Source organism: Frankia alni ACN14a (assembly GCF_000058485.1).
In the GTDB taxonomy this organism is placed as follows: domain Bacteria; phylum Actinomycetota; class Actinomycetes; order Frankiales; family Frankiaceae; genus Frankia; species Frankia alni.
In genome coordinates, this window is record NC_008278.1 from 1,317,355 (window position 1) to 1,342,128 (window position 24,774).

At 74.2% G+C, this 24,774-nt stretch carries 16 protein-coding genes; 8 read left to right on the forward strand and 8 right to left on the reverse strand.

The window, feature by feature from the left end; translation table 11 throughout:
• Positions 1-693: 693 nt before the first annotated feature.
• From FRAAL_RS31345 to FRAAL_RS05415, 5 genes are all read right to left on the reverse strand, one after another.
• Positions 694-1,830 carry a glycosyltransferase family 4 protein gene (locus tag FRAAL_RS31345; RefSeq protein WP_083866712.1) on the reverse strand — a complete coding sequence of 379 codons (1,137 nt, stop codon included), beginning with the start codon at positions 1,828-1,830 and terminating at the stop codon, positions 694-696.
• A gap of 50 nt (positions 1,831-1,880) precedes the next feature.
• Positions 1,881-3,500: a glycosyltransferase family 4 protein gene (locus tag FRAAL_RS05400; RefSeq protein ID WP_011602437.1), complete on the reverse strand. Its 1,620-nt coding sequence runs from the start codon at positions 3,498-3,500 to the stop codon at positions 1,881-1,883.
• Complete coding sequence (locus FRAAL_RS05405) at positions 3,497-4,936, reverse strand: glycosyltransferase family 2 protein (RefSeq protein WP_011602438.1); 1,440 nt, start codon at positions 4,934-4,936, stop codon at positions 3,497-3,499. The genes FRAAL_RS05400 and FRAAL_RS05405 overlap by 4 nt, the downstream gene beginning before the upstream one ends.
• Positions 4,933-6,483: an ABC transporter ATP-binding protein gene (locus tag FRAAL_RS05410; RefSeq protein WP_011602439.1), complete on the reverse strand. Its 1,551-nt coding sequence runs from the start codon at positions 6,481-6,483 to the stop codon at positions 4,933-4,935. The genes FRAAL_RS05405 and FRAAL_RS05410 overlap by 4 nt, the downstream gene beginning before the upstream one ends.
• A 116-nt stretch (positions 6,484-6,599) precedes the next feature.
• A complete protein-coding gene (locus FRAAL_RS05415; RefSeq protein ID WP_041940191.1) occupies positions 6,600-7,541 on the reverse strand; it encodes an ABC transporter permease in 942 nt (313 codons plus the stop codon).
• Positions 7,542-8,031: 490 nt separating this feature from the next.
• Here FRAAL_RS05415 and FRAAL_RS05420 point away from each other — a divergent pair, with 490 nt between their 5' ends.
• From FRAAL_RS05420 to FRAAL_RS05430, 3 genes are all read left to right on the forward strand, one after another.
• Entirely contained in the window at positions 8,032-10,620 is a 2,589-nt protein-coding gene (locus FRAAL_RS05420) for an HAD family hydrolase (protein WP_011602441.1), read from the forward strand.
• Positions 10,617-12,374, forward strand: coding sequence for a class I SAM-dependent methyltransferase (locus tag FRAAL_RS30205; RefSeq protein ID WP_157891991.1), 1,758 nt, complete (start codon positions 10,617-10,619; stop codon positions 12,372-12,374). Before FRAAL_RS05420 ends, FRAAL_RS30205 begins: the two co-directional genes overlap by 4 nt.
• A 199-nt stretch (positions 12,375-12,573) precedes the next feature.
• Positions 12,574-12,930 (forward strand): VOC family protein, encoded by a 357-nt coding sequence (locus FRAAL_RS05430; protein ID WP_011602444.1) that lies wholly within the window; start codon positions 12,574-12,576, stop codon positions 12,928-12,930.
• Positions 12,931-12,945: 15 nt separating this feature from the next.
• On the opposite strand, the gene FRAAL_RS05435 is transcribed toward FRAAL_RS05430, so the two are convergent.
• From FRAAL_RS05435 to FRAAL_RS05445, 3 genes are all read right to left on the reverse strand, one after another.
• Complete coding sequence (locus FRAAL_RS05435; protein ID WP_011602445.1) at positions 12,946-15,420, reverse strand: WD40 repeat domain-containing serine/threonine protein kinase; 2,475 nt, start codon at positions 15,418-15,420, stop codon at positions 12,946-12,948.
• Between the two features lie 745 nt (positions 15,421-16,165).
• Positions 16,166-18,478 (reverse strand): DUF2142 domain-containing protein, encoded by a 2,313-nt coding sequence (locus FRAAL_RS05440; protein ID WP_231861517.1) that lies wholly within the window; start codon positions 18,476-18,478, stop codon positions 16,166-16,168.
• A 308-nt stretch (positions 18,479-18,786) separates the two neighbouring features.
• On the reverse strand, positions 18,787-19,461 hold the full coding sequence (locus FRAAL_RS05445) for an acyltransferase (RefSeq protein ID WP_173402678.1): 675 nt from the start codon (positions 19,459-19,461) through the stop codon (positions 18,787-18,789).
• A 222-nt stretch (positions 19,462-19,683) separates the two neighbouring features.
• Between FRAAL_RS05445 and FRAAL_RS05450 the strand changes: the two genes are divergently transcribed.
• The 5 genes from FRAAL_RS05450 (at position 19,684) to FRAAL_RS05470 (ending at position 24,769) form a co-directional block, all read left to right on the forward strand.
• Positions 19,684-20,667, forward strand: a complete 984-nt coding sequence (locus tag FRAAL_RS05450; RefSeq protein WP_011602449.1) for a glycosyltransferase family 2 protein — start codon at positions 19,684-19,686, stop codon at positions 20,665-20,667.
• Between the two features lie 2 nt (positions 20,668-20,669).
• Positions 20,670-21,863, forward strand: coding sequence for a glycosyltransferase family 4 protein (locus FRAAL_RS05455; RefSeq protein WP_011602450.1), 1,194 nt, complete (start codon positions 20,670-20,672; stop codon positions 21,861-21,863).
• Between the two features lie 205 nt (positions 21,864-22,068).
• Entirely contained in the window at positions 22,069-22,782 is a 714-nt protein-coding gene (locus FRAAL_RS05460; RefSeq protein ID WP_011602451.1) for a class I SAM-dependent methyltransferase, read from the forward strand.
• Between the two features lie 4 nt (positions 22,783-22,786).
• Positions 22,787-23,167 (forward strand): hypothetical protein, encoded by a 381-nt coding sequence (locus FRAAL_RS05465; RefSeq protein ID WP_011602452.1) that lies wholly within the window; start codon positions 22,787-22,789, stop codon positions 23,165-23,167.
• A gap of 141 nt (positions 23,168-23,308) precedes the next feature.
• Positions 23,309-24,769, forward strand: a complete 1,461-nt coding sequence (locus tag FRAAL_RS05470) for a glycosyltransferase family 4 protein (RefSeq protein ID WP_011602453.1) — start codon at positions 23,309-23,311, stop codon at positions 24,767-24,769.
• Positions 24,770-24,774 lie beyond the last annotated feature (5 nt).

Genomic DNA, 24,774 nt, shown 5'->3' on the forward strand with positions numbered 1-24,774 from the left:
GTGCTGCGCGACGGTGATCTGTGGTGGTACGTCTACCGCGGGTTCTTCGGCCGGCCCACACTCGTCACCGGTCACGCCGAGCAGGTCGCCGTCGGCGTCGCGGTGGTCACCGGCGCCGGTCTGGCCGCAGCGGCCCTGCGCGCGGCCACCCGGCGCCGGTCCGGAGAGGCTGCCCCCGGACCGTCCGCAGCCGGCCCGGGCGGCAGCAGCGAGAACGGCAGCAGCGGGAACGGCAGCAGCGGGAACGGCAGCAGCGGGAACGGCAGCAGCGGGAACGGCAGCAGCGGGAACGGCAGCAGCGGTGGCGTGGTCCTCGGGTGGCTCCTGGTGGCCGCGCACTGTTTGCTCGTCGTCGCCACCCTGGTGGGTTACGTGGCCGCGGGTGGGGCGTCGTTCACCCGTTACCTGCTGCCGATGGCACCGGTGCTCGCGATCGGTGTCGCCGCGTCCTGCCGAGCCCTGCCGCTGGGTCGGCGCGGGCTGCCGACGCTGGCCGTCGTCGCGGCGATGACGGCCTGCACGGTGGTGCTCGTCGGGCGGGAGCTGGCCTGGAAGCGGCCTGCGCTGGCGCCGCTCGCCCTGCCCGACCGGCTGCGCGCCGGCTGGGCGCTGGGCGGACCCGGCTCGGCGCGGGTGGGCCTGGTGGTCCTGGCGAGCTGCGCGGTCGCGGGCGGGGCGCTGCTCGCCGCCGCCCTAGGGAAGCTCGGCGACCCGGCGGTAGACGGCCGCGGTCAGCTCCGCGGTGCGCCGCCAGGTGAAGGTGCGGGCGTGGGCGCGGCCCGCCTCGACGTCGCCGGGGGAGGCGAGCAGGGCGAGGATCGCCTCGGCGAGCTCGTCGGCGAAGGAGTCCCGGCCGGCCTGACGGACCAGCCGCACCGGGCTGCCGACGGCCTCGACGAGGGCTCCGGTGACCTCGCGGACGGTCGGGATGTCGGCGGCGACGACGGGGGTACTGGCGGCGAGCGCCTCCAGGGGCGGTAGGCCGAAACCCTCGTAGCGGGAGGGGAAGCACAGCACGCCGGCGCCCGCGACCGTCGCCCGAAGCTGCTCGGCGTCGAGGTAGCCGGCGGTGACGACGCTGCCGGCAGGCAGTCCGGCGAGGTCGAGGGTCGGTCCCCACCCCGGCGGTCCCACGAGGACGAGCGGGGGAGCGCCGAGCTTCGCCGCGTGCAGCCGGCGGACGGCCTCCAGCAGGACCGGGAGGTTCTTGCGGGGCTCGACCGAGCCGACGAAGAGCAGGTACCGCTCGGGCAGGCCGTGGGCCCGCTTCCAGGCGGCCGTCGGCGCCGGGGTGGTGAACCAGGCGTCGTCGACGCCGAGCGGGGTGGGGGTGACCAGCGCCGGGTCCAGCCGGTAGGCGGTGATCACCTCGTCGGCGACGGCCCGGCTCGGCGTGAGCACGGCGTGGGCACGGCGCAGCCCGCGGGGAACGAGATCGCTGTAGCGGGCGGAGGCAGCCGTGACCGTGTCCGGGGTCCGCAGGTAGGACAGATCGTGGATGGTGAGCACGCCGCGGGCACGGCGCAGCGGCGGCAGCACGAAGTTGGTCCCGTGCACGACGTCCGCGGCGCCGGTCAGCCATTCCACTGGTGGCTGCTCGCCGCGGATCCAGGCGTCCTGGAGCAGCCGCGCCGGCGCCCGGCGGGCCGCGGGGCGCACCCCCGCCGGCAGGCTGGCGGCGAGCTCGTCGAGCCCGCGCCAGGTGAACGCCGTCGCCGCCAGCTCCCAGGACGCGTCGAGCCGGGCGAGGCCGGCCAGCAGGTGCTCGGTGTAGCGGCCGACGCCGGTGCGCCGCCCGAGCAGCGGCGTGCCGTCGAGCACGATCCTCATCCGCCCGCTCCCGCCGCCGTCACGTCGATGCCCGCACCTTCGCGTCCCGGTCAGCCCTGGTAGAGCCGGCGGCGCTCGGCGATGTCGCGCCACTGGTCGGCGAACGCGTCGTCCGAGAAGGTCTGGGCCCGCTCGACCGCCGCGGCCGCGAGCCGGCCGCGCAGGCCGTCCTCGGCGGCGAGCCGGCGGGTGAACGAGGCGACCTGCTCCGGTCCGGTCCACCGGTAGCCGTCGACGCCGTGGCGGACGATCTCCCGCTGCCCGGCGCGGTCGATGACGACGGGCACGCAGCCGCCGGCCATCGCCTCGACGGTGGTCATCCCGAAGTGCTCCGCCGTCCAGGGCCGGCGTCGGTCGTCCTCGCCGTACCCGGTCGCCGACCAGAACACGGAGCTGGTCGACAGCAGCTGCTCGACCTGAGCTCGCGGGGCGTTCGGGTGGACCTGCACCGGCAGGCCGGCCCCGGCGGCGCGGACCTGCTCCAGGTAGGGCCGCTGGGACTCCTCGCAGCCGCCGACGACGTGCATCGTCCAGCCCGGCAGGTCGCCGGCCCGGTAGAGCTCACCGAACCACTGCACCATCTCGAGCTGCCGCTTGGCGTGCCCGAGGCCCGGCATGAAGAACCGCCCGACGGTGACGACGGCCTTCTCCCGGGCCGGCGCCGGGTGCAGCCGCTGCACCTGGATCGGGGGGAAAAGCACGTCGGCGTCGCGCTTCCACAACCGCCGGATCCAGCCCCGGGTGAACTGCGAGTTGGCCATGACCACGTCGTAGCCGTCGAGGTAGGCCAGGTCCGCCGGGTCGCGCAGCAGCCAGGGGAAGCGCAGCGGCAGGCGGGCGATCGGTCCCTCGTCGCCGTCGGTGACCCGTGGCCGGCTCACCGCGACGCCGAGTTCGCGCACGTCCGCGGCACCCGGCGAGAACGCGTCGCTGACCAGGGTGAGCTCGGTGCCGTCGGTGGTCGGCGGCAGCGGCACCTCGAACGGGGCGAAGTCGGCGCCGATCTCCAGCTTGGCCAGCACCCCGCCGCCGGCGTCGAGGACCCGCAGCGACGTGCCGGCGGGCGCGCCCGGACGGCCGATGTCGGCGCGCAGGGTGCGCCGCTGACCCGGGCTGACGGCGAGGATGCCCGACCCGTTCGTCCAGGTCCACTGCCGGCGACGGCCGCCCTCCGGCGGGTACCAGCCCTGGCCGAAGCTGACCGCCGGGCGGACCCCGCGCAGCAGGGGGCCGGCGGTGCGCACCGCGGCCTTGCGCCAGGCCGCCATGTCGTGGTCGAACGGAGTCGGGAAGAAGCACAGGTACGCCGAGCGGCGGGACTGCGGCGCGATGCGGCTCATGTACGAGCCGTTGACGAACAGGTCGTAGCTCGCGGACAGTGCCGCGATGGCCTCCTCCCCGCGGTCGGGCAGCCGGACGTAGCGGCAGCCGGCGAGATCCAGGCCGAGATGGCTGCCGAGCTGGTCGAGGTCGACCTCGGAGTGCCCGAGGATGTCGACACTCGCGCCCTCGGCCGCCAGCACCTGGGCGATCATGCCGTTGTGGCGTTCCCCGCCGCCCATCGAGTGCCAGAACCGGTTGTAGACGGCGGCCCGCACCCCCCGCGCCGGCCGCTCGTCGGGGCCGACGGCCGCGGCGGGATCCGTGGCGCCGCTCGCGCGTTCGCTCATCGCGAGACCAGCCAGCTCTGCAGGCTCGAGCGCCGCTCGGCGGCGGTGCGGCCGATCTCGCGCCGGGCCCGCAGCATCGTGGGCAGCAGCCGCAGGTACGAGCCGCACACCCGCAGCCGCAGCAGCGTCGGGCGGATCGCCGGCCGGCTGCGGCCCCGCCACGCCTGGCGCAGGGTGCGCAGCGCGATGGAGGCGGTCGTTGCCGGGTAGCGCAGCACCGCGGACAGCGCCAGCGCCGCCGTCGCGTCCTTGGTGAGCATCAGCAGCCGGTTGCGGTCGGTGTGGAAGACGAACAGCGGCGACCACTCGACGCTCGACGCCGAATGGATGTGCCGCAGCACCGCGCCCGGCACGTAGCGGATCGTGTACCCGCGGGCCCGGATCCGCCACGACAGGTCGGTGTCCTCGTAGTAGAGGAAGAACGCGTCGTCGAACCAGCCGAGCTCGTGGCCCAGCGACGACCGGATGGCCATCCCGTTGCCGCAGGCGGTGAACACGTCCTCCGGCTGGTCGAACTGGCCGGTGTCGACCTGCTGGTAGCCCCGGTCCGCGCCGTAGCCGTCGGTCAGCACGATCCCACCGACGTTGTTGACCACGTCGACGCGCGGCGCCTCCCCGCCGACGGTGAGTGTCACCGTCGTCGACTCCGGGCCGACGGCCAGCTCGGCCCGGCCGCCGTCGGTGGAGCCGGTCGGGCCGTCCCAGCTCAGCACGACCTGCTTGCGCGACTCCGCCGCCCAGGTGAACCCGAGGGTGACCGGCCCGCCGTCCGGGATCGGGACGCACAGCTCGCCGTCGCCGCGGGTCCAGAAGTACGGGGCCTTCGCCGGCCCCTCGGCGCCGTAGGTCAGCTTCTCCCACAGCACCTCGCGCAGCGCCTCGCGCCCGTCCACGGTCACCGACGACACCCGCACGCCCAGCTCCCGGGAGTCGTGCGGGCCCGGCACGAAGGTGGGCGTGCTCAACCGCATCCGCAGGAAGCGGGGCAGGAACACGACCTTGCCGGTGGCGGCGCCGAGGTGCTGGCCACCGGGCTCGCCGAACGGCGCCAGCAGGGCCGCCAGCCAGCTTGGTTCGGGGACGGCGTCGTTGTTCACCAGCACCGCGTACGGCGTGGTGACCTGGCGCAGGGCGAGGTTGTTGCCCCCGGCGAAGCCGAGGTTGCGATCCGAGGGCACGACCCGCACCCAGGGGTATCGCTCGGCGAGCAGCTCCCGGGAGCCGTCCGCGGAGGCGTTGTCGACGACCCAGGTCTGGAAGGCGAAGCCGGCGTCCTGCTTGGCGATGCCGTCGAGGCAGGCAGGCAGCAGGTGTGCCCCGTTCCAGTTGACGATCACGATGGTCGCCAGCGGCTCGGCGGCCGCGCCGCCGCCCGGCCCGGCCGCGCCGCCGCCCGGCCCGGCGGCGGTGGTGCCCGTCTGCTTTCGCTCCGTCATCCGCGCAGCCTCGCCTCGTAGTCGACCTTGAGAAGCCCGTCCGCCTGCGGTCCGCTGACGCCGAACAGCTCCTCGAACCGGCGGGTCGTCACCGGGGCGCCGGTGGTGGCGTCCGAGACGTGCACCTTGACCGCGAACGCCCCGAGCAGTTCGGGCAGGTGCGGAACGGAGAAGTCCACGATGTGCCGGCCGGGGCCGACGGCGAGCCCGCCGGGGGGCGTCTCCATCATCCAGATGGGCACCTCGCTCTGCCCGACGATGTAGGTGTGCAGGTAGATCCGCTCCGGCGCGCCCTCGGTGACATCGAGCTCGACGCTGACCGTGAGCCGCTCGCCCGGGTCGTACTGCACCAGCGGCAGCCCGCCGGGATCCGGGCTGAAGGCCACCGACTGAGGGCGGACGGTGGCGTACTCCCACGACACCGGGCCCTCGGCCGGCAGGCTGCCCAGCTTCTGCCGCAGCAGCTTCGTGCCCACGGCGGGGTTGCCGTCGTAGATCAGCGAGCCCGACTCCAGCACCAGGATCCGGTCACACATGCTCTCGATGAGGTCGAGGGAGTGGGTGACGAACAGGATCGTGCGCCCCTGTGCCCGGAACTCGGCGATCTTGGCGAGGCACTTGCGCTGGAATGCCTCGTCACCGACGGCGAGCACCTCGTCGACGAGCAGTACGTCCGGATCGACGTGTACGGCCACGGCGAAGCCGAGGCGCACGTACTGGCCGGACGAGTAGTGCTTCACGTCATCGTCGATCTTGTGTCGCAGCTCGGAGAAGTCGACGATCGAGTCGAACAGGCGGTCGATCTCCCGCTTGGACAAGCCGAGCAGCGAGGCGTTGAGGTAGACGTTGTCCCGCCCGGACAGCTCGCCGTTGAACCCGGCGCCGAGCTCCAGCAGCGACGCGATCCGGCCCTGCACCGAGACCTCGCCGCTGGTCGGACGCAGGATGCCGGCGAGCACCTTGAGCAGGGTCGACTTCCCCGAGCCGTTCGCCCCGGCGAGCCCGACCGTCTGGCCGCGCCCGATCGTCACGTCGACGTCGCGCAGCGCCCAGAAGTCGTCCCCGGCGGGGCCGCCACGGCGGACGAACCGTTCCTTCAGGCTCGTCGCCCGGTTGCTGTACGAGACGAACCGCTTGCTCACCCCGGTCCCCTGGATCACCACCGCCGAGCCGGGGGCGACCTCCCCGGGACCAACCTGCTCGGGGGCGCCGAGGGAATCGGGCGCGCCGAAGGGATCGGGAGCGCCGAAGGGATCGACTGCCCCGAGCCTGCCGGCCGGCGCCGCACCGTCCGCGCCGGAATAGCCCCAGGAGTCCGACCGACCCGGCGCCGTGGCGGCGACCTCCGGGTAGGACGGCGTGACGGGGTCGAGCGTGGCGGGGTCGAGCGCTGTCGGATCGAGCGCGCTCGGGTCCGGCGCGGTCGGGTCGAGTGCGGCGGGGCCGGCTGGCGCGGCGCCGTCGACCGGGCCGCGCGGGGCCGCGGGACGCCGCCCCCACGGCGGGGAGGCCGCACCGCGCTGGTACGCGGACGAGTGTCGGGCCACTACAACTCCTTGCTGGCCGCCGGCGGACGTCTCACCATGATCGCACCGCGGTCGGCGTGCTGGCTCCAGGGCTCGCGGCGGCGGACGACGACGTCGCCGGGCCGCCGGGAGCCCACCTACAGATCCTCGGCGAAGTCCGCCTGCATGGTGCGGAACACGTGGAAACCCAGCCAGAGCAGGACGAGCGAGATCGCCCCTGCGACGGCGAGATGTTCCAGGTAGAACGTGTATCCCGGATCCGCCTGGACGGGGGTCGAGCCGGTGGAGCCACCCCCAGGATCGTAGATCGCGCGCTGGAACGTGATGACCACCACCGCCATCGGGTTGAGCAGGTACACCCAGGTCCACTCGTGCAGCCGGTTCTGGATGAGGCCGAAGGCGTAGACCATGGGGTTCAGCCAGAACCAGGCGAGCAGGGCGACGTCGAGCAGGTGGGAGGTGTCGCGGTAGCGCACGTTGAGGGCGCTGACCAGCAGCGACAGCGCGACCGTGAACGTGATGGCGACGGCCCCGGCGGGCACGAGCAGCAGCAGGTCGGCGCCGAGCAGGTTGTAGCCGAGGATCAGGATCACCACGAAAAGCACGAGCAGCTGGAGCAGGAAGTGCACGGCGGCGAACCCGACCGCCGACAGCGGGAGCACGGCGAGCGGGAACCGCACCTTCTTGACCAGGTTCGCGTTCGCGACGACGCTGCCGCACGCCGACGACACGCTGCCCGAGAAGGCGTTCCAGATCAGCAGCCCGGACATCAGGTAAATGCCGAACCGCGGAATTCCGGACTTGAGGACGATCTGGAAGACGAACGTGTAGACCACGAGCAGGAGCATCGGGTTCGCCAGCGACCAGGCGAAGCCCAGCGTGGAACCCTTGTACTTGACCTTCAGGTCCTTGCGGATGAGATTGCGCAGCAGTTCCCAACGCACCCGCGTCTGCGCCCGGCTGCGGCGGGCCAGCCGGCTCGGGTCCATCGCGTGCTGCCCAGGGCCGGGGCCCGTCGGCGGCGGGGACGGGGCCGTCGGAGCACCCGCCGGCAGCGGAGCGTCAGCCAGATGTGACACGGCCGGCCCTCCCCGTCCCCCGGAGATCAGGCCGCCGGTCCTCGGCACGGCGTGGCTGGAGCTGCACCTGTCCGCTCCTCACTCGACACGACAGAGATCTGACAGTACCGAGAACCGTCGCCGGCCCGGCACGCCCCCGGGCCGGGGCAGCGCCGGGACACGCCCGCCGGACGATGCGCCCACCGACGGTGATGCGCCCACCGAGGGGTGATGCGCCCCACCGGGGGTGTCGTCCCGGTCGCGGGTGAATGGCCGACGGAGCGCAACGGCGAACCGGACCGCTTCTCGGCAGAATCGTGACGGTACCGTGCCCGGACCGAGCCGGCGCCGCCACCCGGTCCGGTGGCCGGTGTCCGGAACGGGGTTCATAGTATCGACCCGTCCATCTGGCTTCGGCCGGCCGATGCCGCGTGGGGGATTCCCGACGTTTGGCGGCCGTCGGGGCCGACCCGGCGGAGGCGGCCATACCGGTCGCATGGAGAGGACGGCCGTGTTCACCGACGTCCGACTACGCGAAGTGTGGTCGCATCTGGAGTCGGGCGGGGCACAGGCCCTGACTCTCGATGTCTTCGACACCTTGTTGTGGCGCATGGTGCCCGAACCCACCCACGCGTTCGTGTTGCTGGGCCACCGGCTTGCCGACGCCGGCCACCTGCCGCCCAGCGTCTCGCCCGGGGAGTTCGCCCGGCTGCGCGTGCACGCCGAGCATGTGGCGCGGCTGCACGCCCACGACACCCGCGGCACCCACGAGGTGCGCCTGGACGAAATCTGGCAGGTGCTGGCGCCCGCGTTGCCGGGCACCGCCGGGGTGCAGGACCTGATCGACGCCGAGGTCGCGGTCGAACGCGAACTGTGCCGGGCCGACCTCGCCGTGGTCGAACTCGCCGAACTCGCCATGACCAAGCTCGGTCTGCCGGTGTACCTGCTGTCGGACACCTACTTCTCCGCCAGCCAGCTCGAACGGCTGCTGAACCGGCCGGAGCTCTCGGGGGTGCCGTTCACCCGGATCTTCACCTCCTCCGATGCCGGGACCTCGAAGAGCGACGGGCTGTTCCAGCACATGCTGGCCGCGTCCAACCTCCAGCCGTCCCGGGTGGTCCACCTCGGCGACCATCCCGTCGCCGACGTCGAGGGCGCCCGCGAGCACGGGCTCGTCGCCATCCATTACCCCAAGTACGCCGGATCGCTGCGGCAGACCCTCGACCTGGAGGGACTGCGCAACCAGCCCGGCGACGACGTCCCCATCGACCCGGTCGACGGCGACTTCGGGATGACGGCCCTGCGCGCCCGGACACTGCACCGCGCGGACGCCCTCGCCGTGCCCGCCGGGCTGCGCCGCTACTGGGAGACCGGGGCCACGGTGTTCGGCCCGGTCTTCGCCGGCTTCGCCGAATGGGCGGTGGAGCGGGCGCGGGACTTCGGCGCCGACCACATTTACTGCCTGATGCGGGAGGGGGACTTCCTGTCCCGCCTGCTCGTCGACCCGGGCGAGGACGTCGGCGTGTCCGTGTCGACGATGTGGGCGTCCCGGCAGGTGTGTGCGCTGTCCAACGTGTTCGAGGGCAGCCCGCAGGAGCTGAAGAGCTTCCTGGTCCGCCGGCACGCGCCGAGCGTCGGCCAGCTCCTGCGCCAGCTCGGCGTCCGGCTGGAGCACGTCGCCGGCATCTCCGCGCTGGCCGACCGGCGCCTCGACGTGCCGGGCCTGCTCGACGACACCCTCGAGGAGCTCTGCTCGGACGAGCGGATCCGCAGCGAGATCGTGCTGACCGCCACCCGGCTGCGCGAGCGCTACGTGCGCTACCTCGACAGCCAGCTGCCGGAGACCGGTCGGGTCGTCTTCCTCGACCTGGGCTGGGGCGGCACCATCCAGGCGCTGCTCACCCGGCTGCTGGCCTCCACCGGGCGCAAGCTGGACATCCTCGGCCTGTACCTGGCGACGAACCAGGCGGCGATGAGCCACCGGCTCGCCGGCATGGAGCTGGAGGGCTACGTGGCCTCCGGCGGGCAGCCGGAGACGATGGCCAACCAGCTCATGCGCAGCCCCGAGGTGCTCGAACAGCTCTGCATGCCCGACGTCGGGTCGCTGGTCTCGTTCGACGAGATGAGTAACCCGGTCCTCAGCATCGACCGGACCTCGCGCACCCAGGTCGCCCAGCGCGCCGCGGTGCAGGACGGCATCCTCGCCTTCCAGCGGGAATGGCTGCGCTACCGGCGCTCGGAGACCCCGATGCCGTCGCTGGCCTCCGCCGGGGCGCGCCGCGCCGGGCTGCGCATGCTGACCCGCTTCGTCGCCCGCCCCACCGCCGCCGAGGCCGCCGCGTTCGGCTCCTGGGCCCACGACGACAACTTCGGCTCCGACGCCACCGAGGGTCTGCTGCCGCCGGAGCTCGTGCGCCGGATGCCCTACCTCACCCCGGCCGACATCGACCGCATCTCCATGCGGGAGCTGTACTGGCCGGCGGGCGTCGCCGGCGTCGCCAACCGGCCGCTCGCGGTCATCAGCGGGCTGGCCGCGGCCGCCGGCGTCCCGCCCGAGGAGGTCTCGCCGGAGGCCGCGGCCGGGCCCGTCGAGGTCTACGTCGACACCGGGGCCGACTTCGTCAACGGGGTGAAGGAGACGGCGCTGACCCGGTCGGCCCGCGACGGGCTGTCGCTCGTCCGGCTCAGCGTGGAGGCCGTCGGCGCCCGCCGCATCCGCATCGACCCGGCCGGCCGGCGCGGGCTGCTGCGGCTGGACTGGCTGACGCTGTCGTTCCACATCAACAACATCGCCGAGCCCTACAAGGTGACCATCACCTCGCTGGACGACCCCGCCCAGCAGCTCGCGCTCGTCGGCCTGCGGCTGCTGCAGCCGAACCTGGTGGAGATCCTCGGCGACGACCCCCAGTTCGTCTACACGATCGACCTGGCCACCCAGCCGCACCTCGCCGGGGTCTACGCGCTCGAGGTCGAGATGGCGTTCGGCTGGATGGGTATCCGGGGTGACGCGCTGATCCTGCCGGCCGCCGGCCCGGCCCGGGACGGGCTTCCCGTCCGGGCGGCCCGCAAGATCCGGCGCGAGCTCGGAGGACTGCGGTGACCGACCAGCGGGACCCCGAACCCGCTGCCATCGGACCGCTGAACGGCGCTGATGCCCCGAGAGCCCGGGGCGTACGGGGCGAGGGTGCCGAGCCGGACGAGCCCGCGGTGCGGGGCCCGTTCGAGGTGCGCGGTGGTCCGTCCCGCCAGTCCAGCACAGCTCCGTCCGCGGCGCCCCCGGCGGGGATCTCCCCGGTGGCGTCCGCGACGGCGACCGACGTGGCGACACCCGCCGCGGCCGAGGCCGGCCCCGGTCCCGCGGCTGGCCCCGATCCTGCGGGCGGCCCCGATCCTGCGGGCGGCCCCGATCCTGCGGCTGGTACCGGTCCCGCGGCCGGGACCGGATCGGTGGATCCGGAGGAGCACGGCGCCGTTCGGGACAGCTTTGCCGAGCTCGCGGCCATCGCCGCCGGCCCCAACCGCGCCGGCGATGATCCTGCCGGGGCCGATCCTGCCGGGACCGATCTCGCCGGAAGCGATCGTGGCCGGACGGGGCCGGGGTCGGGCCTCGCCCGCAAGGACGATCATGCCCTCGACGTGGGCGACGCCGCCGAGCCGACGCTCGCGCCGTTGCTGCTGCACTCCCTGTCCGACCTGCGGGAGATCTGGGTTCCGCTGATCGAGGCCGCCGGCGCGCGCAGCGTGGCGGAGATCGGCTCGGAGAGCGGGGTGACCACCTCCCTGCTCGTCGACCTGCTCCGCCGCGGCGGCGGTGGTCGGCTCGTCGTCGTCGACCCGGACCCGGGGGTGGCGCCGACCTCCGGCGGCGGGCTCGACGTGCAGGTCATCCGCGGCTACAGCCCGCAGGCCCTCGACGGCCACGCGCCGACCGACGCCTACCTCATCGACGGGGATCACAACTACGCCACCGTGCACGGCGAGCTCACCGCGATCGCCGACGCGGTCGCCCGGTTCAGCCGCTCGTACTTCCCGCTGGTGGTCCTGCACGACGTCGGCTGGCCGGCGGGGCGGCGCGACCAGTACTACAACCCGGACCGGGTCCCCGCGGACGCTCGCCAGCCGCACTCGTGGGACGTCGGCGTCGAAATCGACGATCCCGGGGTGGTTCGCGGGGGCTTTCGCGGGATGGGGGCGTTCGCCTGGGCGCTGACCGAGGGCGGACCGCGCAACGGGGTGCGCACGGCGATCGAGGACTTCGTCGCAGAGCATTCCGACCTGCGGTTCTTCACGGTGGCGCCGATCTTCGGGCTGGGTGTGGTGGTCGACCGTCGGGCGCCGTGGGCCCGCCGGATCGCGGACCTGCTCACGCCGTGGGTCTCCAACCGACTGCTGTCCCGGATGGAGCGCAACCGCGTCGACCTGTACCTGCACGTGCTGCGGTTGCAGGACGCGGCGGCGGCGATGGCCCGCGCGCGCCAGCGGGAGTGGTCCCGGCTCGACGACGAGCGCAGCCGGCTCGCCGCCCTCGAACTGGAGCACCTGCACCGCATCGGCCAGTTGGAGCACGAGCTGGCCGCCCTGCGTCGGCGCGAGGCCGAGGACGCCGAGCGCGCTGTCCACGGCCACCGACCGGCCGCCGACGCCGACGAGCCGAGGCTCCGACAGGTCGCCCGGATCGCAGGCTCGGCGCTGCGGTCCCGACTGGGCCCGACCGGGCAGGAACGGCTGGCACGGGTGCAGACCCGGATCGCCGACACCGGCACCGCCCGCACCGCCCTGCCCGCCCTGCGCCGCCGGCCGAGTGCCCCGGCGCGGGGTGGCCCGAGCGATCCGGGCGCACCCCCGCCCGGGTAGGACCATGGCTCCTCGACCGACAACGGCTTCCCGATCCGGAACGGCCCCGGCCTCATGGCCGGCTCCGGCAGCGGCCGGTTCGCCGCTGGTGGAGCCGCGCTCGCCGGGGTGCTGGCCGTGCCGGTCCTGCTCGACCGGTCCGGGCGGCTCGCCGCCATCATGAGGCCGTCCGTATCGCCGCCGTCCCCTGAGGTGGATCATGGCTGTTCTCCGGATCGTCGCCGACCTGCCGTCCCGCTCCCTGCCGGCCGCCCGGCGCTTCTACGCGGCCGTTCTCGGGCTTGAGCCGATCATGGACCACGGCTGGGTCGTGACGCTGAGCGATCCCGATCGACCCGGCCCGCAGCTCACCCTGCTGACGCACGACCTCACCGCACCGGCCGTCCCGGCCGTCTCGGTCGAGGTCGACGACGTCGACGCCGCCCATGCCGCGGCTCTCGCCGCCGGTGCCGGCATCGTCCACCCGCTCACCGACGAGCCGTGGGGCGTGCGCCGATTCTTCGTCCGGGATCCGGACGGCAACGTCGTGAACGTCCTCGGCCACGCCCGGGCGTGACGACCGGCCCCGCGGTCAGCAGACCGGCTGGTAGGGGACATCGGCGATGTGCCGCTGCCATTCGGCGTCGTCGATCTGTTTCGACGGGTCGGCGCAGGCGGCGGCGATGAGGCTGGCGTCGTCGATGCGGCTGATCCGCACGGTGTAGTCGTCGCTGGCGGTGGCGATCCCGCTGCCGTCCGGTGTCCAGGCCAGGGCCTGGATCCAGTCGCCGTGCCCGTTGATCGTGCCGACCGACGCCGGTCGGCCGGTGCCGGAGACGTCCCACAGGTGCACGGTCGTGTCCCAGCCGGCGGTGGCCAGCGTCCTGCCGTCCGGGCTGAAGGCCAGGTCGAACACCCACTTCTCGTCGGCGGGGAAGGACGCGGTGGCCGCCGGGCGCGACGGGTTGGTGATGTCCCAGAGGCGGGCCGTGCCGTCGTAGGCGCCGGTGGCCAACCGCCGCCCGTCCGGACTGAACGCCACCGTCCAGACGTAGTCGGTGTGCGCGGTGATCGCCGCCAACGGCCGCGGCCGGCGCGGATCGGTGATGTCCCACAGCCGGGCGGTCCGGTCGGCGCTCGCGGTGGCCAGCAGGTGACCGTCGGGGCTGAAGGCGACCTCGTTGACCCAGCTCGTGTGCCGGTCGAGCACGGACAGCGCGGTGGGATGGCGCGGATCCGTCACGTCCCACAGCCGGGCGGTGTTGTCGTAGCCGGAGGTCGCCAGCGTCCGGCCGTCCGGACTGAACGCGGCGTCGAGGACCCAGCCGTTGTGCCCGTGGATCACGGCGAGCTCGGCGGGATGGCGGGGGTCGCTGATGTCCCACAGGATCGCCGACCGGTCGTAGCTGACCGTGGCCAGCGTCCGGCCGTCCGGGCTGAACGCCGCGTCGAGGACCCAGGATGTGTGCCGGGTCAGGGTCGACAGCTTCACCGGATGCGCTCGGTCGGAGATGTCCCACAGCTGGACGAGGTCGTCCGCGCCGGTCGAGGCGAGCAGCCGCCCGTTCGGGCTGATGTCGACGCCGAGCGCGGAGGCCGTGTGCCCCGTGAGGACGCTGGCGGTCGCCGCGGCGAAGGAGGTGCGCAGCGCGGCGCGGGCCTCGCGCACCGGGCTGATGCGGTAGGCGGCCAGCGACAGCCGGGCGGCGAGGTCCGCGTCGGAGTTGCGCACGGCCTCGGCGGCCAGCGCCACGCGGGCCGCGGTCTCCTCCCGGCTCGGCCGCTGGCCGCCGCCCGTGGTCAGCGCCAGCGGCATCAACGCCGCGATCAGCAGCACCGCAAGGATGGGCGCGGCGAGCAGCGCGATGCGCCGCCGGTCCCACCGGCCGCGGCGCCGGCTCGGCGCGCCGGGGTCGTCCGCGGCGCCCGCACCCGCCGGGCCGGCGTCGAGGCCGCCCCGCGCCGGATCGCCGACGGCCGGGCCACGGTGGCCAGGGCCGGCGGCGGATGGCGGGCCGCCCCGATCATCGGTTGGCGGCGGCCATCCTCCCGCGGCGCCGAGGTCCGCACGTGCGGCGGCGGGGTCGCCAGGCCAGCCCTGCGCCGCCGCGCCGGGGGAGCGGTCGGGCGTGTCGAGGGCGTGGTCGGGCGACGTGGCGGGGCGGGCCGGATCGGCAGGCCGAGGCCGCACCCGGCCGGTCGGCTTGGCGCCGAGCGACGATCCGCCGCCGTCGGTCCCGGCGCGCTGGGGCGGGGCCAGCATCGGCGCCGCGGACCGGATGACGCGGGTCACGTCGGGATCGGGATGGGTCGAGGGTCCCATCCCGACCAGGCGCAGGAACAGCTCCTGCGCGGTCGGCCGGGCGGCCGGGTCCTTGCGCATCGCCTCCTCGACGATCGGGCGAAGCGCCGGGTCGAGGCCGTCGAGCAGCGGCTCGCGATGCACGACCCGGTAGAGCTGAACCGGTGTCGGGCCGTCGCCGAAGGGGAACGACCCGGTCCCCGCGTAGGTGACCAGACCGCCCCAGGCGAACACGTCCGCCGCGGCCGACACGGGTTCGCCGTTGGCCTGCTCGGGCGCCATGAACGCCGGGGTGCCGACCCGTTGGATCTCCTGGCTCAGCATCGTCTGGGCGTCCAGCGCCCGCGCGATCCCGAAGTCGATCACCCGTGGGCCCAGGGAGGACAGCAGGACGTTGGACGGCTTGAGATCGCGGTGCACGAGACCCGCGCCGTGGATCGACGTCAGCGCCGCCGCGACGCTCACCGCGAGGCGTTCCAGGTCGGCCGAGCGCAGCGGGCCCTCCGCCGCCACGCTCTGGGCGAGGGTCAGTCCGTCGATGTACTCGGTGACGAGGTACGGCAGCCCGTCCGGGGGGTCGACGACATCGAGCACCTCCGCGGTGCAGAACCGGGCCACCCGGCGGGCGATGTCGGCCTCGCGGCGGAACCGGGCCCGGAACTCGGGCACCCGGGCCAGGTCCGGCCGGATCACCTTGACCGCGACGAGCCGGCCCGCGTACCCGGTCACACCGGGGCGGCCCCGCCCGAGGTAGACGGTGCCCATCCCGCCCTCACCGAGCCGGCCCAGCAGCTCGACGTGGACGAGTTCCCGCGGGTCGTCGCGGTCGAGGGGCGCGACCGGGCCGCCCGGTCCCGACCCGCCCGCGGCAGCCCCGTCGGCCGCCGACGGGAGGCTCACCGGGCCGCGTGGCGCGGCCTGCGCGCCACTCGGCGGCGAAGAAGGCGCCCCGGGTGGCGGGGACGACGCCCCGGGCGGTGGCGGGGACGCTACGCCGGACGCCCCGGCGGATCCCGCACCGGCGGCGCTCGCCAACCCGGTCGCGGCGGCCAGGGCGGCGTGCGGCAGCAGGTTCGGGGGTAGCGGTGGGCTCTGGGACGGCGAGGAACGGGGCACCGGCCTGGGGGCCGCCGGGGTGGCGGGCGCTACAGCCTGAGGCGGTGTTCCCCCGACGGGCGCGGGCGTTCCCTCGAGCGGTGGGGGCGGGAACGGCACCGCGGTGGGCTGCGGCGTGGCGGCCGGGCCCTGGCCGGGCGGCGGCGCGGGCTGGGGTGTCTCCCCCCGCGCCCTGCCCGTCTCCCGCTTGCGGCGCAAGATTCCCCCCGAGCTGAGATGGTCGACACCGCGGACCTCGTGTGCACGATCATCATCTCATGGTCCGTTGGGCCCGGCTGGTGCCGTCTCGGTCGGTCCGGGCTCCTTGCCAGTGTGCCGCTGCGCGCGTGAGCGCGCACGCTGTGCAGTGGATATCGGGTCCTATGCCGGCGGTCGCCGGTCCGCCGGTCGCGGGTCAGCGGGGCTGGGGATGGCGGGCGCCATCGACCTCGGCGGTCGCGGTGTTCAGCGGCGGTTCCGTCACCGACGGCGACATTGCTGCGGCTGCGGCTGCGGCTGCGGTCGGCGACGTGGACGTTGAGGTCGGTGCCGATCCTGGTTGGGCCACTGCGGGTGTTTGGTTCGTCGTGGCCGGGGTCTGTGGCTGGGGCCTGGCCGAGGACCGATCCGGCGGCGGCGGGTCGCCGTGCGCCGGCGGGGATGGCGGCTGCGCGCCCTCGGCGCCCTCGGGGCCGGTGGGGCCGGTGGGGGCGTCAGGGGCGTCGGCGCCCTCGGGCCGGGGCTGCCCGCTGGCCAGGGTGTCGCGGTGCAGCCGGGCGGCGCGGTTGTGGGCGGCCTGCCGTAGCCCCTGGCTCCGGGGGTCCGACAGGACGACCGCGCGGCCGGACCGGGACGGGCGGGCGTCGCGCTCGCCGATGACCAGCACCCACAGGCAGCCGGCCAGGGTCGTCACCGCGAGCGCGCACACCGCGACGGCGATGAAGACGAGCGTTCCCTCCGACCACGGCGACCAGGCCGTCATGTCGTCCCACGCGTCGCCGAGGTCACCGTCCCTGGGCCGCCAGAAGTGCGGGAACACCATGCTGATCGACCAGACCTGCAGGGTGACGGCGCCCGCGAGGAACAGCAGCGGCATGACTCGTGCCAGGTAACGACCGGTGGCCGCCGCCCCCAGCCCGATGCCGATCGCCAGCGCCACCAGCCCGGCGTACAGGTAGCGGCCAGAGATGCCGCTGACGTGGAACTGCTTGTCGAAGTTCTTGGCGGACTGCACCGTCATCAGCCCGAACAGGCCCCAGGTGACCCACAGCAGGAGCAGCAGGTCGACCCGGATGCGCCAGTTGCGGGCCCGGATGAGCGCGAGAGCGAAGAAGAAGACGACCAGGGCGGTGCCGGTGCGGACCGGGATGGTCGTGAGGTTGACCTCGAACCAGCCGAACGATCCCCACCAGCGCAGGATCGTCCCGTTGATCAGGATTTCCCAGTAGGCGTCCCAGTCGTCACCGAGGTACTGGCCCAGCGGGAAGCCGGGTGTCTCCGGCTGGAAGGCGCCCCAGCGCACCACGTTGACGATCCACCACCAGCCACCCAGGGCAACCATGAGCGCCCCGCCGAGCAGGATCTGGCGCCAGGGGGGTCGCTGGGCGGCGGCCGAGGGCCCGGCCGGTCCAGCGTCGGCGAGCCGAAACGGCCGGATGTCGGCCCGGCCGCCGCCCGATGGCAGCGCACCGCCCGCACCGCCCGCACCGCCTGCACCAGCCGCGTCATCGGTACTCGCCGCGTCATCGGTACTCGCCGTGCCGCCGCGGCCGGTGCTCGCCCCAGGTGGAGGTGTGCCGGCCGGGTCCGCCGCGGGCGCGCGCACCCGCAGCGCACGGGCATCCCGCCGGGCCCGGGACCAGGCCAGCACGTAGGCCAGCGCGGCCATCGGGACCAGCACGATCGCCAGCGATTTCGTCATCAGGGCGAGACCGACGAAGCCACCCGTCCACGCCGCCGTGCGCAGCGAGGTGTCCCCGCGCAGCACGTAGACGATGCTCACGGTCGCCAGCCCGCCGGTCAGGACCAGCAGGTTGTCGTTGTTGACGCTGGAGCCGATGTGGGCCAGCTCCGGGATGGCCAGCGGGACCAGCGCCGCGCAGGTCCCCGCCACCCGGCTGCCGTCGGACAGCCGGTGCGCCCCCGCCCAGGCCAGCAGCGGCAGCGGGGCGACCATCGCCACGCTGACCAGTCGAAGGATGCCGATGATCTCGTCCCAGCGCAGGTCGTCGCCCCCGCCCGGGATCGCCTTGAGGATCACCGCGTTGACCCAGTAGTACAGCGGCGGGTGCTGGACGATCTGCTGGATGCCGCCCCTGGGCGCGGGCGTCCGCTCCAGTTCCTCCCAGCTCGGCCGCTCGTCCCGGGGCATCGCCTGCGCGGCGGTGAAGGGCCCGGCGGACAGGTCCCGCGGCCGCTTGTCGGTGCCGTAGGGCGCGGCCATGATCGCGCCCACCCCGCCGCGGGTCACGATCACGTGCCCCGGGTGGGGCCAGCCCTTGCCTTCGACCAGGCGCATCACGGCGTCGACGTGGTTGGGCTCGTCGGGCGCGTGGTACTGCGGCATCATCACCGACCAGCCCGCCAGCACCGCCGTGAACAGCAGGGTGATCGCCCAGATGGTCGCAGGCGCGGTGCGCAGGATGCGCCACGGTCGAAAGCGGGTCCCGTCGGGGATCACTGCCGGGGCGGGCGTGGTGGCGGCGCGGGCCGCTGCGGTCGAATCCACGGAGTCACCCAAGCTCTGCACGGTCCCATCGGACGGAGGTGCTGTCATGTTACGGACACCCCCACTCGGTTGACTGTCCGGGTATCGGCGTATCGGCCCTGGTCGCGGACGGTGGCGAGGCGCTTCCCGGCATGGCGCAGCTCACCGTCCGCAGCATTCCCCCGAGACTGGCGTCGCAGACCGGTGGCCTCAGCGGTAGGTCCGCCCCTGGCCGCACGCCTCAGCCCGGAGCCCGCCCCTCAGCGCCGGGAGTTGCCCCAGCGCCGGGAGTGCCTCAGCGCCGGAGTTGCCTCAGCGCCGGGAGTGCCTCAGCGCCAGGAGTCGATGTGGCCGACGACCTTCGCCGGCGACCCGGCGACGACGGCCTTCGGCGGGACGTCGCGGGTGACCACCGAGCCCGCCGCCACCACCGCGCTCTCGCCGACGGTGACACCCTTGAGCACGATCGCGCCGGTGCCGATCCAGGCCCGGTCCTCCAGGATGATCGGCCCGCTCACCGGCTGCTCGACGCCGTCGACGACCATGGGATGGAAGTCGTTGTCGAGGAGCTGGGTGTTCCACGAGACGTTGCAGTAGGCCCCGATGGAGACCCGTTCCCGGACCAGGATCTTGGCGAACCCGTTGACGTTCGCGCCGGGGCCCAGCTCCAGCACGCCGGAGTCGACGACGATCCGCACGCCCCGCTGCAGCGAGACGACTCCCTCGCAGCGCAGCCGGCCCTCCGGATGCACCCGGATGATCGAGGTGTCGCGCTTCGTGGACAGGCCGAACCCGCCGAGGCCGACCCGCAGCGCCGCGCCCTCGGCGAACTCGATGCGCTCCCGGCCCTCGATGACGGTCGGCGAGCCGAGCCAGATCGGCTGCTTGTGGGCGAGCGGGTAACGCAGGCCCGCGACGAACGAACGGGCCGAGGTCTCCCGTGCGGCCCGCAGCGTCCGCACGTGCCGCACGTATTCACGTAGATCACTTCTGAACGCAGCCACGGTGCAAACAGTAGGCGCCGAGGTGGGCCGGTCGTCGGCCCGGTCGTCGGACCCCGGGGCGGGACGTGCCACTCTAGAACGGCGCGCCTGTATGGACGGACCGCGCATCACCGCCACGGACCGGCGATCGGAGTGGGGACGACGTCGGGCCGCGCCATGCACCGGCCCGCCGCCCCGCAGCGGCGATCACCGCCGGGAACGACGACCGGGAGCCACACCGACGTGAGTGTCAGCGCCATCCACAAGCCCGACCATCCGGAGGGCAGCACCCCGACGCAGCCCGCGGCCGGCGACGACTTCGTCGCGCTCGCACCCGACGTCCCCTATGTCACCATCGTCCTGCCCTGTTACAACGAGCAGGATCACGTGGTGCGCGAACTGGAGCGCATCACGGCGGCGATGGACGCCAGCGGGTACGCCTACGAGATCCTCGCGATCGACGACAAGTCGACCGACAACACCCTCGCCGTCCTGCGCGACGCGGCCCCCCGCTTCCCCCGGATGCGGATCATGCCGTTCCGCCGCAACGGCGGCTCGGGCACGGCCCGGCGCATCGGCACCCAGGAGGCCCGGGGAAAGATCGTCGTCTGGACCGACGCCGACATGACGTATCCGAACGAGCGCATCCCGGAGTTCGTCCGCTACCTGGACGACAACCTCGACGTCGACCAGGTCGTCGGGGCCCGGCTCACCGAGGAGGGGACCCACAAGTGGGCCCGGGTGCCGGCGAAGTGGCTCATCCGGATGATCGCCCAACGGCTGTCCGGGATGAAGATCCCGGACCTGAACTCCGGTCTGCGTGCCTTCCGCCGCGAGGTCTCCCTGCCCTACCTGCGGTTGCTTCCGCCCGGCTTCAGCTGCGTCACCACGATCACGATGTCGTTCCTGTCCAACCAGCACCCGGTCGACTACATCCCGATCGACTACGCGAAGCGCGCCGGGACGTCGAAGTTCCACCCCTTCCGCGACGCGCGCCGCTACATCCTCCAGGTGCTGCGGATGGTCATGTACTTCGACCCGCTCAAGGTGCTGATGCCGATAGCCCTGTGGATCATGGGGCTGGGCTTCGTCAAGCTGATCGTGGACCTCGTCCGCTACGACTTCCACGTGGCGACCTCGACCCTGCTCGCGATCCTCGTCGGCTTCCAGATCGCCGTGCTCGCCCTGATCGGTGACCTGGTCGCCCGTTCCCGCAGCAACACCTGACGATGCGTGTCGCGGTCATCGGCCCGACCCACCCCTACAAGGGCGGGATCGCCCAGCACACGACCGAGCTCGCGCACCGGCTGGCCGCCCGGGGGCACCAGGTCGTGATCGAGTCCTGGTCGGACCAGTACCCGGCGCGGCTCTACCCGGGCGTGCAGCGTGTCGCCGAGCCGGAGATGGAACCGTTCGGCGCGACCCGCTATCCGCTGTCCTGGCGTCGGCCCGACGGCTGGGTCCGGCTGGGCCGGCGGCTGGGGCGCGAGGCCGACGCGGTGGTGCTGGTCGTCGTCAGCCCGATCCAGGCGCCCGCCTACCTGGCCATCCTCGCCGCCCTGCGCGGCCGGGCCGGGGGTCGTGGCGGCGGCCCGCAGGTGCTGGCGCTGTGCCACAACGTCCTGCCACACGAGCGGCGCGCGGTGGACGAGCCGCTGATCCGGGCGGTGCTGCGGCGGGTGTCCGCGGTGCTCGTGCACACCCCGGCGCAGGCCGAGCTCGCCGCCACGCTCACCCCGGTGCCGGTGGTGGTGGCCGAGATGGCCCCGCACCTGTGGTCCTCGCCGACCCGGCGGCGCCCGGAGACACCCGAGCTCGCCGCCCAGGCCGAGTCCGCCGCCCAGGCCGCGGCCGGCACGCAGGCCGCGGCGGATGACCGGCCGCGACGCAGTCTGCTGTTCTTCGGGCTGGTCCGGCCCTACAAGGGGCTGGACGTGCTGCTGCGGGCGCTGGCCCGCGGCCCGGCGGACGTCCGGCTCACCGTCGCGGGGGAGTTCTGGGGCGACGCCGCGCAGACCACCCGCCTCATCGCCGAACTCGGCCTGACCGGCCGGGTCGACGTGCGGGCCGGTTACGTCGACGCCGCCGAGGTGCCCGGACTGTTCGCGGGTGCCGACGCCCTCGTGCTGCCCTACCGGGCGGGCACGGCGTCGCAGAACGTCGATCTCGCGCACCTGCACGGCCTGCCCGTGATCGCGACGACCGTGGGTACCCTGGCCGCAGCGGTCCGCGACGGAGTCGACGGCCTGCTGGTCCCGCCGGACGACGTCGACGCGCTCGCCGCGGCCCTGCGCCGCCTGTACGAGCCGGGCGTGCTCGCCGACCTCCGAGCGAAGGTCAGCCCGCCCGACCCGCAGGCGGCCTGGGGGAACTACCTCGACGCGGTATTCGGCGCGCTCGTCGCCGGATCCGGCGGCGGATGAGGCGTCCAGGCGGCTCCGGCCGGCGATCGGGCCCGATCGCCGGCCGGAGCCGACCCGGTCCGGCCGTGGTCCGGCCGGCAGCCCGGCTCGTCGCGTCGCGTCCGGCAACGACCACGCGAGGTATATCTGACGGGTCCAGGCGCGAACGCTGCCCACATGGCGGGCAGACTGTCCGTCAACAACGGCCGGAACGGAAGGCGGACTGGTGAGCCCCGTACGTGACGATGCCCTCGCCTTCGTGGGTCACCAGGTCCACGTGATGCGCCGCCGCGAGGTCGGCACCCTGCTGGAGTGGGCAGGCGAGCTGACCGGGCGCACGCTGCTCGACGTGGCCGGTGGTGACGGCTACTGGGCCGGGCAGGCCGCCCGCCGCGGGGCCCGGGCCGTCTGCCTCGACCTGGCACGGCACAAGCTGGAGTTCGGCCGCCGGCTGCGCGGTCATCCGGGACTCGTCGAGGGTGACGCGCTGGCGCTGCCCTTCGCGGCGACCACCTTCGACGTCGTCATGTCGGTGTGCGCGATCGAGCACTTCGACGACGGTCCGGCCGCGCTCGCCGAGATGGCCCGGGTGCTGCGGCCCGGCGGCGACCTGGTGATGTCCGCGGACGCGCTGACCCGGGCGACCGCCTGGCCGGACCTGTTCGACCGCCATCGCGCGCGCTACCACGTCAAGCACACCTATCCGGGTGAGCACCTCGCGAAGCTGCTCGACGACGCCGGGCTGGACGTCGTCCGCCAGACGTACATGTTCCGCAGCGAACGCGCCGAGCGGCTGTACCTCACGTTGTCCGCGAAGGGCGGCCGGGCCGGGTGGAACGCGGCGGCGGTGCTCTCTCCGGCCGTCGCGCTGGCCGACCGCCGCGCCCCCGACACGGCCGGCAGCGTGGTGCTCACCCACGCCCGCAAGCGGGGGAGCTGAGTCGATGGCCCGGCGCTCCCGGCCCGGTGAGGGGCCGCGTCGCACCCCGCCGCGCACCCCACCCCCGACCGGCACCACACCCCAGTCCGGAACCACACCCCCGTCCAGAACCACACCCCCGCCGGGCACCACGCCCCCGTCCCGTACCCCTCCCTCGCGCCGCACCCCACCCCCGCCCCGCACGGGCCCGCCCCCGCCGCCGAGCTCCCGCCTCGCCCAGCGGGCGGTCGCCGCGCTGCTCACGGTGCTGCTGTTCGGTCTGATCATTTTCGGCGGTGGCGCCGCGGCCGACGCCGCCGACGGGGAACGCTGGTGGGGGTATCTCCTCGGCGGGTTGTTCTGCCTGATCATGGTCGTCGCCGCCCTGCGCGGCCGGCAGCGCTAGCCGAGCGCCTCCGATCTGCTCGGGGTCGCTGCCGCCTGCCGGGCGCCGCCTGCCGGGTGGCCGGGGCTCGCCTCGTCTCGGTGTTCGGTCGACCGCCCCCCGAACCGGGCATCGCCGAAGGGCAGGGGCAGACTGTGACCCGTGCGTGTGGGCTTCCTGGTCGAGCAGTTGCTCGCGCCGGTTCCGGGTGGGACCGGCCGCTATTCCGCCGAGCTCGCGACCGCCCTCGCCCGTCGCGCCGCGCCGGGGGACGGGGTGGTCGGCTGGTGCGCCGCGCGGCGCGGCGTCGAGGGCGCGGGGCTGCCGGGCGTGCTCGGCCCGCTGCGCCTCGGCCTGCCCCGCCGGGCGTTGGCCGCGGCCTGGTCGCGTGGCGTCGGCCCGGCGCCGACCGGTGTGGACGTCATCCACGCGCCGACCCTCCTGCTTCCGCCCGCGGGCGGGACCGCCGGCCGGGTGACCGGCTCGGTGGTCGAGACCCTGCGCGGCTCGGGTCGAGCTGGCCCCTCCGACCGGTCGCGGTCCCTGCGCCGCGAGACCGACCCGCCCGGCTCCCGTGGCGACGGCTCCCTGGCCGACGGCTCCCTCGTGGGCTGGTCCGGCTCGTCCCCGGCCGACCAGCCTCGGTCGTGGCCCTCGTCGAACGACTCCACCGGCCGGCCGGCGGGAGGTCCGGCGCGGCCGCCCCTGGGCGCGTGGGCCGCGCACAGCGTCGCGCCGGCGCTCGGCGACGCCCTCGACCGACGCCGCCCTCGGCCGAAGCTGGTCGTGACCATCCACGACGCGGTCCCCTGGACCCATCCCGAGACGTTGACCCCACACGGAGCGCGCTGGCACCGGCTGATGGGTGAGCGCGCCGCCCGGCACGCCGACGCGGTGATCGTCCCCACCCTGGCCGTCGCCGCCGAGGTGGCCCGGCACCTGCCGATCCCCCCTGAACGGCTGCACGCCATCGGCGAAGGGGTGGCCGAGGCGGTCGTCCGCGTGCCGGCCGACGCCGATGCCCGCGCGGCCCGGCTGGGCCTGCCCCCGCCGGGTGGCTACCTGCTCACCCTGGCCACGCTGGAGCCGCGCAAGGGGCTGGACACCGCGCTCGCCGCGCTGCGGCGACCGGACGATCCGGGCCTGCCGCTGGTGCACGTCGGGGCGGCCGGGTGGGGCGGACTCGATGTGCGCACCGAGGCGGCACGGCACGGTCTGGACGGCTCCCGGGTCCGCACTCTTGGGCGGATCAGTGACGAGGATCTCGCGGTCGTGCTCTCGCGCGCCGGGGTGCTGCTGGCGCCGAGTCGGTCGGAGGGCTTCGGCCTGCCCGTGGTGGAGGCGATGGCGCACGGGGTGCCGGTGGTGATCTCCGACGCTCCGGCGCTGGTCGAGGTCGCGGGGGACGCGGCGCTGGTGGTCGGCGTCGGCGACGCCGCCGCGCTGGCGTCCGCGGTGGCCCGGATCGTCGGCGACGCGGACCTGCGGGGGCGGCTGTCGGCTGCCGGACGCACGCGTGCACAGGCATTTACCTGGAATGCGGCGGCGGAGGCGACGTGGGCGCTCTACCGTCGAGTCGGCGGCTCCCCTGCCGTGTCCGTCGCCGCTGACGGGCGGGCGTAGTGTTG

Bases quoted from the DNA above. Each gene is read 5' to 3' on its own strand.
- FRAAL_RS31345 (WP_083866712.1), bottom strand. From the start codon at position 1,830: ATGAGGATCGTGCTCGACGGCACGCCGCTGCTCGGGCGGCGCACCGGC.
- FRAAL_RS05400 (WP_011602437.1), bottom strand. From the start codon at position 3,500: ATGAGCGAACGCGCGAGCGGCGCCACGGATCCCGCCGCGGCCGTCGGC.
- FRAAL_RS05405 (WP_011602438.1), bottom strand. From the start codon at position 4,936: ATGACGGAGCGAAAGCAGACGGGCACCACCGCCGCCGGGCCGGGCGGC.
- FRAAL_RS05430 (WP_011602444.1), top strand. From the start codon at position 12,574: ATGGCTGTTCTCCGGATCGTCGCCGACCTGCCGTCCCGCTCCCTGCCG.
- FRAAL_RS05435 (WP_011602445.1), bottom strand. From the start codon at position 15,420: ATGGGCACCGTCTACCTCGGGCGGGGCCGCCCCGGTGTGACCGGGTAC.
- FRAAL_RS05455 (WP_011602450.1), top strand. From the start codon at position 20,670: ATGCGTGTCGCGGTCATCGGCCCGACCCACCCCTACAAGGGCGGGATC.
- FRAAL_RS05465 (WP_011602452.1), top strand. From the start codon at position 22,787: ATGGCCCGGCGCTCCCGGCCCGGTGAGGGGCCGCGTCGCACCCCGCCG.